The organism is Staphylococcus nepalensis (assembly GCF_002442935.1).
Lineage (GTDB): Bacteria > Bacillota > Bacilli > Staphylococcales > Staphylococcaceae > Staphylococcus > Staphylococcus nepalensis.
The window spans coordinates 1046191-1063223 of sequence record NZ_CP017466.1 but is presented as its reverse complement, the minus strand read 5'-3'; the positions used below and the strand labels follow the sequence as shown (position 1 = coordinate 1063223).

The 17033-nt window shown below is 31.7% G+C and carries 17 protein-coding genes and 1 pseudogene; 1 reads left to right on the top strand and 17 read right to left on the bottom strand.

Annotated features, from left to right (window positions below; translation table 11 throughout):
• Positions 1-72 precede the first annotated feature (72 nt).
• From BJG89_RS04875 to BJG89_RS04795, 17 genes and pseudogenes are all read right to left on the bottom strand, one after another.
• Positions 73-459, bottom strand: coding sequence for a SprT-like domain-containing protein (locus tag BJG89_RS04875; protein ID WP_096808821.1), 387 nt, complete (start codon positions 457-459; stop codon positions 73-75).
• Between the two features lie 169 nt (positions 460-628).
• Positions 629-834, bottom strand: a pseudogene (locus BJG89_RS14755) (SprT-like domain-containing protein); the annotation flags it as partial.
• Positions 827-2977 carry a Tex family protein gene (locus tag BJG89_RS04865; RefSeq protein ID WP_096808820.1) on the bottom strand — a complete coding sequence of 717 codons (2151 nt, stop codon included), beginning with the start codon at positions 2975-2977 and terminating at the stop codon, positions 827-829. The pseudogene BJG89_RS14755 and the gene BJG89_RS04865, both read right to left, overlap by 8 nt.
• Before the next feature lie 148 nt (positions 2978-3125).
• A complete protein-coding gene (gene sigB, locus BJG89_RS04860; protein ID WP_096808819.1) occupies positions 3126-3896 on the bottom strand; it encodes an RNA polymerase sigma factor SigB in 771 nt (256 codons plus the stop codon).
• Positions 3871-4353, bottom strand: coding sequence for an anti-sigma B factor RsbW (gene rsbW / locus BJG89_RS04855; protein WP_096808818.1), 483 nt, complete (start codon positions 4351-4353; stop codon positions 3871-3873). The genes sigB and rsbW overlap by 26 nt, the downstream gene beginning before the upstream one ends.
• Position 4354: 1 nt before the next feature.
• Positions 4355-4681: an anti-sigma factor antagonist gene (locus tag BJG89_RS04850; RefSeq protein ID WP_096808817.1), complete on the bottom strand. Its 327-nt coding sequence runs from the start codon at positions 4679-4681 to the stop codon at positions 4355-4357.
• Between the two features lie 68 nt (positions 4682-4749).
• Complete coding sequence (locus tag BJG89_RS04845) at positions 4750-5793, bottom strand: SpoIIE family protein phosphatase (RefSeq protein ID WP_242692998.1); 1044 nt, start codon at positions 5791-5793, stop codon at positions 4750-4752.
• A 294-nt stretch (positions 5794-6087) separates the two neighbouring features.
• Positions 6088-6450, bottom strand: a complete 363-nt coding sequence (locus tag BJG89_RS04840; protein WP_096808815.1) for a type II toxin-antitoxin system PemK/MazF family toxin — start codon at positions 6448-6450, stop codon at positions 6088-6090.
• Positions 6447-6617: a type II toxin-antitoxin system antitoxin MazE gene (mazE, locus tag BJG89_RS04835; RefSeq protein ID WP_096808814.1), complete on the bottom strand. Its 171-nt coding sequence runs from the start codon at positions 6615-6617 to the stop codon at positions 6447-6449. Before mazE ends, BJG89_RS04840 begins: the two co-directional genes overlap by 4 nt.
• A gap of 87 nt (positions 6618-6704) precedes the next feature.
• Positions 6705-7853, bottom strand: a complete 1149-nt coding sequence (alr, locus tag BJG89_RS04830) for an alanine racemase (RefSeq protein WP_096808813.1) — start codon at positions 7851-7853, stop codon at positions 6705-6707.
• 115 nt (positions 7854-7968) lie between these two features.
• Entirely contained in the window at positions 7969-8319 is a 351-nt protein-coding gene (gene acpS, locus BJG89_RS04825) for a holo-ACP synthase (RefSeq protein WP_096808812.1), read from the bottom strand.
• A gap of 62 nt (positions 8320-8381) precedes the next feature.
• Positions 8382-8864: a PH domain-containing protein gene (locus BJG89_RS04820; RefSeq protein ID WP_096808811.1), complete on the bottom strand. Its 483-nt coding sequence runs from the start codon at positions 8862-8864 to the stop codon at positions 8382-8384.
• Positions 8857-10362, bottom strand: a complete 1506-nt coding sequence (locus tag BJG89_RS04815; RefSeq protein ID WP_096808810.1) for a PH domain-containing protein — start codon at positions 10360-10362, stop codon at positions 8857-8859. Before BJG89_RS04815 ends, BJG89_RS04820 begins: the two co-directional genes overlap by 8 nt.
• Positions 10355-10834: a PH domain-containing protein gene (locus BJG89_RS04810; protein WP_096808809.1), complete on the bottom strand. Its 480-nt coding sequence runs from the start codon at positions 10832-10834 to the stop codon at positions 10355-10357. The genes BJG89_RS04815 and BJG89_RS04810 overlap by 8 nt, the downstream gene beginning before the upstream one ends.
• Before the next feature lie 342 nt (positions 10835-11176).
• Positions 11177-12682, bottom strand: a complete 1506-nt coding sequence (cshA, locus tag BJG89_RS04805) for a degradosome RNA helicase CshA (protein ID WP_096808808.1) — start codon at positions 12680-12682, stop codon at positions 11177-11179.
• Positions 12683-13114: 432 nt separating this feature from the next.
• Positions 13115-14470: a UDP-N-acetylmuramoyl-tripeptide--D-alanyl-D-alanine ligase gene (locus tag BJG89_RS04800; RefSeq protein ID WP_096808807.1), complete on the bottom strand. Its 1356-nt coding sequence runs from the start codon at positions 14468-14470 to the stop codon at positions 13115-13117.
• Between the two features lie 12 nt (positions 14471-14482).
• A complete protein-coding gene (locus BJG89_RS04795) occupies positions 14483-15553 on the bottom strand; it encodes a D-alanine--D-alanine ligase (protein ID WP_096808806.1) in 1071 nt (356 codons plus the stop codon).
• 261 nt (positions 15554-15814) lie between these two features.
• Here BJG89_RS04795 and BJG89_RS04790 point away from each other — a divergent pair, with 261 nt between their 5' ends.
• Positions 15815-17008, top strand: coding sequence for an FtsW/RodA/SpoVE family cell cycle protein (locus BJG89_RS04790; RefSeq protein ID WP_096808805.1), 1194 nt, complete (start codon positions 15815-15817; stop codon positions 17006-17008).
• The last annotated feature ends 25 nt before the right edge of the window (positions 17009-17033 follow it).

The window sequence follows — 17033 nt, the reverse complement described above, 5'->3', positions numbered from 1 at the left end:
CAAATTTTATATTTCTTAAATTTCTTCATGAAACATTTACATATATTCCAAAATAAAAACACTAAATTGATATTATTGATTATTAAGATTACTAGAATAATTTTTTAATGCGTTTTGAGCAACTTTAGTTTTACTAAAAGGCGCCCCAACTCTAATACATTCAGCTACAAACTCTTTCGAATCATCTTTAAAAGGCTTCCCTGATGAATGTAATACCCAATGTACTAATTCATGTAAAAGAGAATTTAAAACATCATCTTTAGAATAGTTTTTATTAACAATCTTACTCATTCTAATAAATTTATCACCTGTCTTTAAATTAAAATGGTAACTCGCTAGTTTTCTTTTCCAATCCCTATTTACGAGTTCAATTCTTATGTTAAATTCTCGATTCCAATACTCTTTTACAAATAGCTGAGCATAATTAAATAAATCTTTTTCAGTAAAATAGCAAGGCATTTAAGTTCAGCTCCCGTATTTACTATTTAGTTGTAAAAATAGTAATATATAATTTTCATAAAATAGTTAAAACCAATAAACAGTTAAATCTTACACATATTACCACTAAAACTCTTTGTTTAAGAACATCTACAATTAAAACCTTGAACTTTCATGTCATAGATTGAACCAATTCATGTTTAATAATATCTTCAATAGCCTTTTCCCCAAACTTATTATACTGTTTAGCATTAACTTCTATATTATGCGTATTAATATATAACGGCCACCAGTGGTTCTAAGTCTTGGGTTGAAATAAGCTTTATGTTTAAAAGGTCTATTAAAATAAGATTTAGAAATAGACTCGGTCATTTGTTGTAAATTTAAATTATCCATATGGATCAATCATTGTCAATGAAACTTTACCTTTTTTATCATCTATATCTAAAATCCAAACATCAACGATATCTCCTACACTCACAATATCCATCGGGTTTTTAACAAATTTCTTAGAGAGTTTTGAGATATGCACTAATCCATCTTGTTTAACACCAATATCGACAAATGCTCCAAAATCAACCACATTTCTCACAGTACCACTCAATTTCATATTAGGTGACAAATCTTCAATTGATAATACATCTGATTTTAACATAGGGGTGTCGAATTCATTCCGCGGGTCTCTATTTGGAGCAATTAATGATTTAATGATATCTTCAAGCGTTGGTTCCCCAATATTTAGTTTTGTTGCCATACTCGATAAATTTATATGATTTAAAGCTGATTTCAATTCGTCATTACCTAGATCCTCAACTTTGAAACCTATTTCCTTTAATAATTGGTAGGTTGCATCATAACTTTCAGGGTGAATGGATGTATTATCTAACGGTTCACTACCATTGATGATTCTTAAGAAACCAATACTTTGTTCGAATGTTTTAGCCCCTAATCGTTTCACTTTAGCAATATCTTTATTGTGTTTAATCGCACCATTTTCTTCTCGATAAGTAATAATATTCTGTGCGATTGTCGACGATAAGCCTGACACATATTGTAAAAGTGAACGTGACGCAGTATTTACATCAACACCTACCTGGTTAACAGCTGTTTCCACAACAAAAGTTAATGCACCTTCCAATGCTTTTTGATTTACGTCATGTTGATATTGGCCTACGCCAATTGATTTCGGGTCAATTTTCACCAACTCACTTAATGGATCTTGCACTCTTCTTCCAATAGATACTGCACTACGTTCTTCTACTTGGAAATCTGGAAATTCTGAACGAGCAACCTCGGAAGCAGAATATACTGATGCGCCAGCTTCATTTACGATAATAAATTGTGCTTTCATTTGGTGTTTTTGAATCATTGATGCTATGAATTGTTCTGTTTCTCTACTTGCCGTTCCATTACCGATAGCAATTAAATCAACATCATAATGGTTTACAAATTGAACAAACGTTTTTTCTGCCTCTTCTTTTTTATTTACTGGTGGGTGAGGGTATATCACCCCTTTTGCAATAAATGTACCAAAGGGATTGATTACAGCTAATTTACATCCTGTTCTAAACGCCGGGTCGACACCCAATATTTGTTTACCTTTCATCGGCGGTTGTAATAAAAGGTTTCTTAAGTTTTCACTAAATACATCAATAGCATGGTTTTCAGCTTTTTCTGTTAAATCTCCTCTTATTTCCCTCTCTATCGAAGGCATGATTAATCGTTTTAGACTATCCTTTATCGCGTCTCCTACAACATTTGACCCTTCATGTTGATATGTTATTTCATTTTTACGAATAAAATTCTCGATACCTTGTGTGTCCATCTCTATCTTTGCTGTTAATACTTTCTCTTTTTCACCACGATTTATCGCTAAAACTCTATGGTTGGCAATTTGTTTGATTGGTTCCGAATAATCGTAATACATAGAAAAAATTTCTTTCTCGTCATCGGCATTCTTTTTCTTTTGAGTTACTATTTTACCATGTTGGAACGTATCTTTAAGAATTTTCGTTCTATACTTAGGAGCGTCTGATACTGATTCAGCTATTATATCTTGTGCGCCTTTAATTGCTTGTGCTTTATCTGTTATTTCTTCATTTAAAAATTGCATTGCTTTTTCTTCAACTGACATATCCAATTTCGATTTTCTAAGCCATTGTGCAAACGGCTCTAAACCTTTTCTTTTTGCTTCAGTAGCTCTTGTTTTCTTTTTTTGTTTATAAGGTCTGTATAGATCTTCTACTCTTTGTAATTTGGTTTGTTTCAAAATATCGCTTTTTAACTCTGTAGTTAAAAGACCTTGTTCTTCTATATTATGTATGACTTCTTCTTTTCTTTTTTGTAGGTTAACCATGTATTGATATTCATCATCAATTTGTTTGATTTCTACTTCATCTAAACCACCAGTTTGCTCTTTACGATAACGAGCAATAAACGGTACTGTATTTTTTTCTTCAAGCAATGATAATACTGCATGAATTTGTTGGCTTGAAAATTTGTATTTTTCTTTTATAGATTGTATTAAATTACTATCCATAGTATCCTCCACTCATAAATAAAAAATTGATTTACGCTTTATTATATTCTAACATACAACGTTATCCCCTTGCCTTTTAATAATACTCAACCAAACATTAATAAAAGCAGAATCCCGGGTTTGGAATTCTGCTTTGCGAACATGCATTTTATTTATTTGCTGCTTCTTGAAGTTTCTTGATTGCTGTTCTTTGTAAACGAGATACATGCATTTGACTTAAACCTATTCGTTCACCTGTTTCCTTTTGACTTAAACCTTCAATAAATGTACATTGTATAATTTCTCTTTCACGTTCAGTTAAAATAGGAAGTATTTTCTCTAAAATCATTCGTTTTTCTGTTAAATCATAATTATCATCTTGCTGACCCATAATATCTAATAATGTAACAGTGGAGCCATCTTTATCCGCTTCAATAGAATGATCTACGCTTAATGCATTATAACTTTGTCCCATTTCCATGGCTTCAAGCACATCTTCCTCGTTTACTTCCAGCCGGTTAGCTATTTCAGCAATAGAAGGTGAACGCTCTAACTCATTAGTTAATTCATCAGTGACTTTTTTGATACGCGGTCCAATCTCTTTAATGCGTCTTGGAACATGTACACTCCACGTTTTATCACGTAAATAACGCTTTATCTCACCAATGACAGTTGGTACTAAAAAGGCTTCGAATTTTCTATCGAAAGATAGGTCGAATCGGTTAATCGCTCCAATTAAACCAACCATACCAACCTGAACGAGATCTTCGTGATGAGATTGGCCTTTTGAATACTTATAGGCCAATGATTCGATTAACTTTTTATAATGTCTAACAAGTTTATCTTGTGCATCGGTGTTTTCATTATTTTGATGCTCGAGTATCCATTGGTTTATTTGTTCAGGTGATACGTCATTAACTGATTTCGACTCTTTCGCCATTATTTCGCACCTGCTCTTTTTTAATATACTTAATCATGCTAATTGTTACACCAGAATTTTTATCTACTGTAACTTCATCCATTAAAGATTCGATTAAAAATAGTCCAAGACCTCCTTCTCTAAGAAAATCTATATTTTCATCTTCTTTATATGGTCCTAGCTTTGCTTTCGTTTCTTCGTAATTAAAGCTTTCTCCTTGGTCAGAAATTACAATTTTAATTTTATCATCAAAAATTTCAAAACAAAGGTTAATCATGCCTACCTCTGTGGCGTCATCTTTATATGCATGTTTCACTGCGTTCGTTACTGCTTCACTGACTGCGATTTTTGCATCTTCTATATCATCATATGAGGCACCAGCACGTGAAAAAACCCCTGATAATGTTAAACGTATTAAACTTACATATTCGGCTGAGGCTGGTAAGCGCATTTCAATATAATCCTGTTTAAGTTGCATGTTATTCGACCTCCGTTCCTTCATTAACATGCATCAAATCTTTCAACCCAGTTATATCAAATAATCGACTTATTCGATCTGAAGCACCTAAAATATATAATTCTTTATCATTCTGGTTTAAAGCTTTCAACGTTCCTACAAATAGTCCTAAACCAGTTGAATCCATATAACTAACATTTTCTAAATTAACATATATATCATGTGTTCCTTCTTGTCTCATCGGTACTAATACTTCTTCCAATTCAGGAACAGTATAAACATCTAATTCTCCACCTACTTTGACCTCATAATGAGTATCATGTGTTACTGTTTCAATATTCAGATTCATAAATTACACTCCTAAGCATAGTTTCATTAATAACCATTATACCCTTTAAGTTTAAAAGCTAATCTTATCTAATTGACTCTTTTTATAATTAATATTGTTAAATCGTCTCTTCTATCTGGATTTTGGATTTTTAAAATCGCCTCATATAAAAGTTGAACGATGTCTTGCGGGTGCATATGTTTATATTTTTTTATCATATTTAAAAGATAATTTTTATCTAAAAAATCACCAGCTTCATTTCTAACCTCAGTGACACCATCCGTAAATATGATAACTAAATCATCTAAATAAATAGGTATCTCTTGTTGTTTATATCTTGTTTGTTGGCTTACACCTAATACACGTCCTCTAACACTGATTTCTTCAAATTCTTCAGTTTCAGCTCTATAGACATAACCAGGTTCGTGACCAGCAGAACTACAATATAAGAGATGATTTAATTCTTCATATAAACCATAAAACATCGTCACAAACATATTTTGGTTTACGTTTTTTTCAACTACACGATTTAGCCGCTTAAGTCCATCACTTGGTAATTGCGAATGTCCATATGAGTCCATTCCAAATTTAATCATACTCATCGCTAACGCAGCGGGTATACCTTTACCTATGACATCTGCAACAGCGAAACTCATCGTGCCATCTCTATGATCTATTAAATTAAAATAATCACCACTTACTTTTTGTGCTGCTACTGAGATTACACCGATCTGTATACTGTCAAATTGAGGAATGTCTGTCTTAAGCATAGTTTGCTGTAAACGAGATGCTAAGTCAATCTCTTTATCATGATATTGCAATCGATCTACAAGTCGCTGATAGTCCCTATAATTATATCCAAACCCTTTGACTACTTCTTTAAGTATATTAAAGGTTTTAGAAATTTGTTCATCATTTAAATCTAACGCTTTGACATAATTCTTATGAATTTCAACAATATCTTCTGGCAGTAAATCTTTTCTTTTTACTTCTTCTGTAAAGCTCTCGCACTTTTTTAATAAATCTGTTTCATTAACTGCATGTAAACTTTCGTCAATTAGCGCTTTATATTGATTTTTGAATTCTTTCACTCGGTATTTCCTCCTCAAAATGCAAATATAAATCGCATACATCGGTTTTAACATAAAAATGTTTTATTATATGTATGTGTTTAAAATTGTTAAACAAGCTGTACAATTTAATTTCTATTTAAAGTAAAACACCCTCGAATTATTTATTTATATCGAAAAAAGCTTTAGGATAACCTAAAGCTTTTCAACTTAAACATCCTATTCAAAGATATGTGATTACAAACGCATCATTTGTTATCTCTTTTCTATGTACAAATAATCTTATAATTAAATGCTTGTTGCATGTATAGAGAATTGATGTCTATAACTCGCTATTTTATTACGTTTATTTAAGAATTATGTTCTATGATTTCTAATATTATGTAATCCTAAGCTAATATCTATAGCATTATTTACCTCTTGCATTTTTTCATCAGATAAATATGTTAATTTCTCTTTCAATCTGTTTTTATCTAAAGTACGTATTTGCTCTAACAAAATAACAGAGTCTTTGTCGAGTTTATACTTGCTTTTTTCTATTTCTACATGTGTAGGTATTTTAGCCTTATTAATCCTACCAGTAATTGCAGCTACAATTACGGTAGGACTATATTTATTACCAGTATCATTTTGTATAATGACTACGGGTCTTATTCCCCCTTGTTCAGATCCCTGTACTGGTGATAAATCAGCTAAATAAACGTCGCCTCTTCTCATCATTCATTGTTATGCTTAGAGCTAATGTAGACTTCATTGCAATCGCAAGCTTCACATTCAAATGGAAATGCTTCCGCCGCAAGGGAGAGATTCAAGTCAGCCATTTGTGAATAGCCTTCTTTTAAAAGTTGTTCAATACTATGATTTCTGTTTTGATTAAAACTTGCCATGAATAAAGACCTCCATGTGACTAAAATAGAATATATTGAGATTTCTTGTTAGATATATAATAACAAATTTTAAATACAGTGACTATACTATTTTAGTAATTCATTAAGGATTTCTAGGTCTTGCGTTCCATAATAAATACGTGGCAACCTTCTATTCAAGCGACATAGCACTTCATAATTAATTGTTTTTTGTTGACGTGCCAATGCTTCCACAGATTGTTGACTATCCGGATGATGGTCCATTAATATCACTTTATCACCCATTTGAATTTCTTCTGGAATTTTAATAATTATTTGATCCATACATACTTTTCCGATAATTTCACATTGCTGCCCGTTCACATTTACGTGGAAACCGGACATGATTCTTGGGAAACCATCAGCATAACCAACAGGTATGATACCTATTTTAGTAGGTTCATCTGCGGTATAAATACCACCATAGCTAACGGATTCTCCTGGTTGTAAAATTTTAGTTTGCACAATTTCGCTTATCCATTGTGCGCTTGGTTTCAAATGTACTTTTACATTATCTTTTACATATTGTGAAGGATAATAGCCATATAGTGATATACCAATTCTTACTGCATTACAAAATTGGCTATCTTTCATTAAAGCACCTGCTGAATTTTGTGAATGTATATACTGTGGCTTTTCTTCTTCGTTTACAATGGATTCAAATAGCGTTTGTTGTTTAATCATAGAATCTCCTGGTTCATCTGCGCAAGCGAAATGCGTAAACACACCCTCAAACACTAAATGGTCACAATTGTTAATCAACTCAATGATTTCTTTATATTCAACTACATCTTTAATACCTAACCTGCCCATGCCTGTATCAATTTTGACATGTAACCACAAGACCTTCTCATTATCTTCTGGTATTTCTTCTAATGCTTTAATTAACCATTCTTTTGAAGGCACTGTAATTGCTACACGGTGTTGTATGGCTTTATTTATGGTATATGTAGGAATTACACCCAGTACTAATATTTTAGCATCTATCCCGTGCATTCTTAATTCAATCGCTTCATCTAATGTAGCGACCGCAAAAAAATCCGCACCATTACTCATCAAATGACGTGCGATTTTCAAACTCCCTAAACCATAACTGTTTGCTTTAACTACTGGCATCACGGTTTTACTAGGATGTAATTTTTGAAAAACTTGAAAATTTGCAACGATTGCATTTAAATCTACGTTTAAATAAGTTGATCTATAATACTTATCAGACATTAAATGGAACCTCCATTTCAAAAATAAATTTGCCGATTATATATAAAACTCATTTTATAACAATTCTAAAAAAATATTCAAATTTTATATTCTAATCATTGATTAAAAACTCACTTTATTTTTCTATGATAACCTGGCTCATGGCATAATGCTCTGTATGAGAAATACTTACATGCACTTTGAATCCGTCATAATGGATACAAGGTTTGCCTCGTTCGTCATTAAAGCAATCTATTTCATTTAGCGCAATAGATTTACCAAGTCCAGTCCCTAACGCTTTACTGAAAGCTTCCTTACAAGTGAATCTACCAGCTAAAAACTCTATTTTCCGTGCTTCATTATTAAATTGGTTAAAACGCTTTTGTTCATTTATAGATAGCACCCGTTCGATAAGTTTGTCTTGCCTTTGATAAATCTTTTTGATTCTATCGATTTCTATTAAGTCTACACCGACACCATGTATCATAAGCTACTCCTAACTTTCTATGCCAAGTTACTTTAATTTATAGGGAAATGCCGTTATTGATTTTATTGCATAGAATTATTACTATTTTTAATTGCTTGTTTTAACGCATATGCTTTGTTTTTATCTATTAACTTTATCTCAGTATTACCTCCAGCTGTCGATAAAGTCAAACTCGTTAAATTATATTTTCTCATTATAATACCTTCATGTGTATCTACATTTTGAATCCGAAATAACGGTATATTTACAACATTAATAAACCACAAACCATTTCTAACAGTTACTTCTTGATTAACTAACTTATATCTAAATATTTTATATCGATAGATAGGTATGATGAGGCACCCCGTGATTAAAATAATTAAGATAATGACTGTTCCAACTATCCATATCCAAAACATCATTTTAGAACTAATAAGATGTAACCACACTTGGTTCACAACAGAAACGATAGCTAAAATGATGATAAAAACTGCTACACTAATTAAAGATGAAAGTCGTATGACTGTTTTTCCAGATGGATGCATATAATTATAATCATTCATCAATATCACCCCTCAAATACCATTTCTTTAATGCTTTCACGTTTTTATCTTCACTATATTTCAATCCTATCTCTGCATTTCCAGCCGCTTTTGCAATTATAAAATTAAAATTTGCTAAGTTACTACGACTTAAAAATGGATTCTTTGTAATTTGCATACCTAATAATTTATCGTGTTTAAAATACGTATTTTTAAAGCCAAACATAGTTACATTACGTACAATCATTTCATCACCATTTAATTTGAATCCTGATGATTTTATAACAATAATGCTATGTAAAATCATTAATATAATAACGAAACTAGCGATAGCAAAAGACCAAGCAGACCAATAATATGTCGCGATTGCAGCCATAATGATTAGAACGAGCGATTCTCTCCAAAAATATCTATGACACCCACGCCAAGGCATACCAATTTCAGGTTTATCAAACATCATACTTGGAATAAGGTTTCTAATAATTTTAAAAGCTTTTTCTCTTTTAATAAATGGCAGAATCATGACATTACCTCCAAGACTTACATCATCTTTATCCGTACTTCCCATATCACTTGTAATAACAAAATGTATTGAGGTATAACCGAATAATTTTCTTAGAAATGATTGTCGCTCAACGACTGCTTGGACCCTATCAGTAGGTACAGTAATACTTTTGACGTTAAACAAACCATATTGGATATTTAACTGATTACCTTGCTGTGTCACTGTATAATTAAAATTTCTGATAATCTCGATAATTGTCCCAAAAATATAACTTAGTAGGATAACAAGCGCAACAATTATTAATACAACCATAAACGTGGCTTGAAAAACTTGAGAGAATGTATCAGTAATTAAGTGCCAAGGTATAATATCATTCAACGCTACAAATATCGGTGAAAGCGTTGCAAAAGCTACACCGATAACGCCACTCGTTAATGCCATAAATAACAATTCTTTGAAAGTTAATTTATATACATCTATAGATTGCGATTTGTCTTCAAATGTTTCCTCTTCTTCCTGATTTGTAAATGATGATTCTGTTATATTCACTTCAGGATTTTGAGCAAGGCTTTGTTGTTTTTCTTTTAACGTTTGTTGAATAAATTCACTTTGTGCTTTGGATACTGTATCTAATTCTATGCCATCACTCGGAGTTTTAATTTGCAATTTAACCCCGCCTACAATTTGATTAATAATCCCTTGTGATGTATCTAATGTTTGAATTCTACGTATATTTAATTCCTTTCTTTCCTTAGTGAAAATACCAGTAGCTAAAATAAAATGATCGTTTTCTATCCAATAGCTTGTATTGTATACCTTTAGTATCTGAAGGATAAAAGATATTAAAAACAAAACAGTAACAATTCCAGGATATATATATGAAGTGTAATCAGAAAAGTCAAAGTTACGTAAATTAAATACTAAGAAAATAATAATTAAAATGATATTTTGTTTTAACGCCTCTATTATTCCAGTTATGTAAGATATAGGATGTAATTTTTGAGGACTATACATCATAATCAGCTCCACGTAAAAATTCTAAAATATTACTTTCAAATGATTCAACGTCTGTCGTTAAGAGAAGCGGGAAATCAACTGTGTGACCTGCAGTTTTTAACGATAGTTTGTCTAGAAATAATCTTTTTAACAGAGGATTACTTTTTCTTTCTAAAAATTGCGTACGTTCAAACTTAACAATATCATTCTTCTTAAAAAAGAAACCTGTCTTAATTTCAATATAATGGTCCATCATCCTATAAAATGTATATTGGTATTTTAACCATGGTTTTACAATTACATATAAAACATCAAATACAATAGCAGTAATAAATATATAAATCAAAAAGTGCCACCATTCATAATGATTCCATAAAAATATTAGCATCGCTATCACAGCCAAACTAACAATTAATTCAAAAACCTCTACTATGTAATAATAGCTAATGGCTTGTTTGGGACTACGCCTAAATTGTGGGTCGTTAGTCATGCTTACACTCCTTCTTAGAATTTTCAATTCATTATAACATAGCTACTATATTTGCTACATTAATGATTCAATAGCGTAAAATAAAAATTGCGTTGATTTAATATGATAAAGTCGACTGAAGGGCTTTAATACTTGGCCCACATCTTTTCTATTACAATCAATATGCCATTATTATATTCAATATTGAAATATTAATGTATGTCTCGTCTGCAACTTAAACTATATTGCTATTTGATGTATATAATAATTTAAAAATGACGTTTAATCATCCTATTCCGCGTAAAAAAAATCACTCCAAAAATTGGAGTGACTAAACCTAACGTTCATATATGATAAAGTATATTATTTTTTGTGGTCTGCGAATGTGCGACCTTTCATTGATTTCTTGTTATTTCTATCTGCTGATCTATCATTTTTCTTTTTATTGTTGAATCCGCCTTTTGAACGACGGTTTTTGTTGTCAAATTTATTTCCACGTTTGTGGTTGTTGCCACCACGTCTAGGGCCTTTACTTTGGCGACCTTTACGAGATAATGGTTTTTCAAATGTAAGTTGAACATCAACTTCATCATTTGATTCTACAAGCTCTTGTAGTAAAGATGCAACTAAATCTACATCATTATATTCTTCAATTAATTCTGTAGCAATACGTTGTAATCTAGGTTCGTTCTCTCTAGACATCCATTTTTGAACCTTACCTTTAATATCATTTTCACGTGCTTTAAGCACTTCTTTACGATGAGGGGGTCTTAATGCTGTCATTTGTCGTTTGTTAGCTTGTTCGATTTGTCTGATATAATCCATTTCGATTGGGTTAACAAAAGTAATCGCTACACCTTTTTTACCAGCACGACCTGTACGTCCAATTCTATGCGTATAGCTTTCCGTATCTTGAGGGATATCAAAGTTATAAACGTGACTCACGCCAGAGATATCAAGTCCTCTTGCTGCAACATCAGTTGCAACTAATATATCTAATTGGTCGTTTTTAAATTTCTTTAATACTTCTAAACGTTTAGCTTGTGTAATGTCACCGTGTAAACCTTCAGCTTTATAGCCTTTTGAAATTAATGCACTTGTTAATTCATCAACACGACGTTTCGTACGACCAAATACAATGGCTAATTCTGGTTGATGTACATCTAAGAAGTTTGTAAAGGTATCAAATTTCTCAAGTTCTTTCACAATTGTATAATATTCATCAATTTGTGGATCTGACATCTCATTATTCATTGTTTTAACAATGACTGGTGATTTCATAAATTGTTGAACTAAAGTTTGAATTGCTTTAGGCATTGTAGCTGAAAATAGCATTGTTTGACGTTGTTCAGCTGGGATTTTATCCATGATAAATTTCATGTCATCAATAAAGCCCATATTCATCATTTCATCCGCTTCGTCTAATATAAGCGTATGAATATCATTTGTTTTTAATGTGCGACGGTTTAAATGATCAATTACACGTCCAGGTGTTCCTACAACGATTTGGGGACCTTTTTTAAGTGATTTGATTTGGCGATCTATTGGCATACCACCAAATACAGTTACTACTTGCACATTTTGTCCATTAGCAAAAGCTCTAAGCGATTCAGCTACTTGCATAGCTAACTCTCTTGTTGGTGCTAGGATTAATGATTGAACCCCTTCTCGATTCGCCACTTTTTCAATAAGTGGAATACCAAATGCGCCTGTTTTTCCTGTACCTGTTTGCGCTTGACCAAGAACATCCTTACCTTCTAAGGCAAGAGGGATACTCTCTTTTTGTATAGGAGTGGCTTCATCGAACCCCATAGATTGTAGGGTTTCTACCGTTTTATCTGAGATCCCTAATTCTTTAAAATTTTGCAATATAATTCTCCTTTATTTATCTGTATTTCTATACATATATGTTCATCTAAGTTTCTTCAACTTCTTTATAGTACCACCTCAAGTATATAATCGCAATAAACCAAATTTGTTAAAATAACATAACCCTTAACATTTATAATCATATTCTGCTCAAAAAACACTGTAATATATATGTTGTAAGCGTTTAATTTTATTTTCTGGTATTTATTTTATCTTTCGAAAAAAAATTGTTAATTTGTTTATATAGTTAATTATTAGAATATTTATTTACAAGAAACTTCTTAATGAATACAAATAACACTTAACTTTGTGCCTTTTATTAATTAAAAAATAATTAAAACACCACAATTCACACTTAAAAAAGTGAAATAAATCGCGGTGTCCATAATAAAGTTAATGTTTATATTTTAAAACGTATGTTAATAAAGAAAGTTAAATTAACGCTTCTACCACTTCTTCTAATTGCATACCCCGTGAACCTTTAATTAAAATCTTGTCTTGGGGTTCTATATATGATTTTAGTGAGTCAATCAATTCTGATTTATCAGTAGTGTGCGCTGCATAATTTACGAATGCTTGGCCAGTATGATGAATATGACGCGCTTCTCTTCCATAAGTAAATAATGCATCAATTTGTTTATTATCTAAGAAATTACCAACCGATTCATGCATTAATTGACTATTAGGCCCTAGTTCCAGCACATCACCGAGCACGAGAATTTTTCTTCCTTCCATACTGCTGAGAGTATCGATAGCAGCTTTCATACTAGTTGGACTTGCATTATACGCATCATTTATAACCAATCTCTCCTCATTTGTATGATGTTGCTCCATTCTCATACCTGTGAGTTGAACTTGTTGTAAATTTTTAAATATAGTTTCATAATTCAAATTCAATCTTTTACCAACAGCGATAGCTATAGTTGCATTTTTCATATTGTGTTCGCCTAAAATCGGTAATTCATATTGTTCCTCATGATTGATATTAAAAATAATGCCTGTATTATCTGTTTTTTCAATACAACATACTAGATCATTCGTTGCTGCTTTACCTATACTTAATAAATCTAAGTTCATTAATTGACTTACGTGAGGCTTTAACAAAGGCTCGTCGCCATCGTAAATAAATAGCCCTTGAGATTTGAGCCCTATCGTAATTTCAGATTTAGCTTTTGCTATACCTCCTCTTGAACCCAAGTCTTGCATATGTGATTCACCAATATTAGTTATTACAGCAATGTCTGGACTTGCCAATCGACTTAAAGCTTCAATTTCATGAAAACCTGACATCCCCATTTCCAATATAGAGATTTCTGTATCTTGGTCTAATTGCAAAATTGTGAGTGGCATACCAATTTCGTTGTTATAATTACCTTGCGTCTTTTTCACTTTAAATTGAGGTTTTAATACACTTTCAATCATGTCTTTCGTTGTTGTTTTACCATTAGAACCAGTCACCGCAACCACATAAGGTTTAACAAAGGCTAAATACGCTTTTGCTAATTTCTGTAATGCTTCCAGTGTGTCATCTACCCAAATGATAGGACCAGAAATTTCACGATCCATTGCATTGGCTTTTTGATAAAATGCTGCCCCTGCGCCATCTTTTAATGCTTGAACAACATATTTATGGCCATCCACGTGTTCTCCTTTAAATGGAATAAATAAGTTTTGCGCCTCGATTTTTCTCGAATCTATAGAAACACCTTTAATTGTGTAATCTAAATAGTCATTATCAATTTCACATGGAATCCATTCTTTGATTTGTTCTAAAGTTACTTCAATCATGAATTAATCGCCTCAATCAATTTTGTATTTATTTTTCTTTTTATCTTCGTGTTTTTCTTTTGCTAGTTCAATTAATCTACTAATTAATTCGGCATAACTTACTCCCATATTTTCCCATAAGCTTGGGTACATACTATAAGCAGTAAAACCTGGCATAGCATTTGTTTCATTTATAAAAATTTGATTATCATCCGTTACAAAGAAATCTGCGCGTAATAAACCAGAGCAATCTGTTGCTTTAAAAGCTTCCACAGCCATATTTCTCAAAGTCATTTTCACTTCATCATCTAAGTCTGCAGGAATATCTAGTCTAATTTTTCCATCTTTGTATTTCGCTTTATAGTCATAAAATGCCACGTCTTTAACGACTTCTCCAGGCCAAGTCGTTTCTGGATAATCGTTACCTAGTACAGCTACTTCGATTTCTCGAGCATTAATACCTTGTTCAATTACTAATTTACGGTCAAATTGAAATGCTTCTTCAATACCAGTTTTCAACGCTTCTTCATTATTACATTTACTGATACCTACACTTGAACCTAGATTAGCAGGTTTAACAAAAACTGGATATTCTAATTTGTCGTGCACTAATTTTAAAATATTATGTTCATATTTTTGATATTCACTTCTTAAAAAGCTTACATATGGTAACTGAGGTAACCCTCTATGTGCGAATAATTGTTTCATAACAAGTTTATCCATTGAACTTGAAGCAGCTAATACACCATTGCCGACATACGGTATATCTAATACTTCAAACAGACCTTGTATCGTACCATCCTCACCATTTGGACCATGTAATAATGGGAAAATTGCACTGTAGGCACCACCTAAGCTACCTGTACTTAATAAATGAGATATTTCTCCAGCATTAACATCTGTTAATCGTAATGTATCTATGTCATCTATAGGATTTACGATATTTTCTTTCTTTTTCCAGTCACCGTCATTTGTTATGTAAATGATGTCTACTTGATATTTATCTTTATCAATCGCATTCAAGACATTTTGTGCTGTTAATATTGAAACATCGTGTTCCGCACTTTTCCCACCATAAACGATACAAACATTTTCTTTAGCCATATTTTAGCCTCCATATAGAATTCTTAAACTACATCATATCACGATTTATAAATATTTTGCATTTGTTACGTAGTTGAAGAATGATTATTTTTTTAATTAGTATATTGAAGATTTTCAAGTATTTAAAGTGATAACTTTAATTAACCTTACAATTATATTTTTGATTTTATATACCCTACTTCTAGCAAAATAGTATAAAGTTCGGTAAAATCTATATATACTATATATATTAGAAATAATAGTTTTTCAAAGGAGTAAGAAATGAATACTTCACGTCAATCAAAAAATAATCATTGGATCCGGAAAATAGACTGGATTTTAGTAGGCATCATCATTTTATTAGCTATAATAAGTATTACATTTATTAATTCTGCAATGGGGGGCGGCCAATACAGCGCCAATTTTAGTATACGTCAAATATTATATTATGTTTTTGGAGCAATCATTGCATGTTTAATCATGTTAATTTCGCCTAAAAAACTTATGAAATATACATATTTACTTTATATTATCCTATGTGTCTCATTACTTTTATTACTTGTTATTCCAGAAACGCCAATCACACCTATCATAAACGGTGCAAAAAGCTGGTACACATTTGGCCCTATTAGTGTCCAGCCTTCTGAATTTATGAAAATAGTTATCATTTTAGCATTAGCTAAAATTGTTACAAAACACAACCAATTCACTTTTAATAAATCTTTAGAAACAGATTTCAAATTATTCTTTAAAATTATTGGTATAGCCTTTATTCCAATGGTACTTATCTTACTACAAAATGATTTAGGTACAACGCTTGTCATTTTTGCGATTATTGTTGGTGTCATGATTGTAAGTGGTATAACATGGAAAATACTAGCACCTATATTAATAGGCTCACTCGTGATAGCTTCTGGTGTCGTGTTATCAGTTATATACAAACCTTCTATTTTAGAAAATAGTTTTGGCATTCAATCCTACCAAATGAGTCGTATAAACTCTTGGCTTGACCCATATACTTATAGTAGTGGAGATGGTTTTCATCTAACTGAATCACTTAAAGCGATTGGGTCTGGACAATTATTTGGAAAAGGATTCAACCAAGGTGAGGTTTACATTCCAGAAAACCACACTGATTTTATTTTTTCGGTTGTAGGCGAAGAATTTGGGTTTATTGGGTCTGTCATTTTAATTTTGATTTTCCTAGGACTTATTTTCCATTTAGTCAGACTTGCAACTAAAATCGACTTACCATTTAGTAAATTGTTTATAATTGGATTTACTACGATGATATTATTCCACGTTTTAGAAAATATTGGGATGACGATACAGTTATTACCAATAACTGGTATACCGTTACCATTTATAAGTTATGGTGGTAGTTCATTATGGAGTTTAATGTGCGGTGTAGGTGTAATATTATCAATATATTACCACCAATCTAAACACTACACTGCTCAAACTAAAAATAAATAATCAGCTAAATAGATTGGCTCTATAC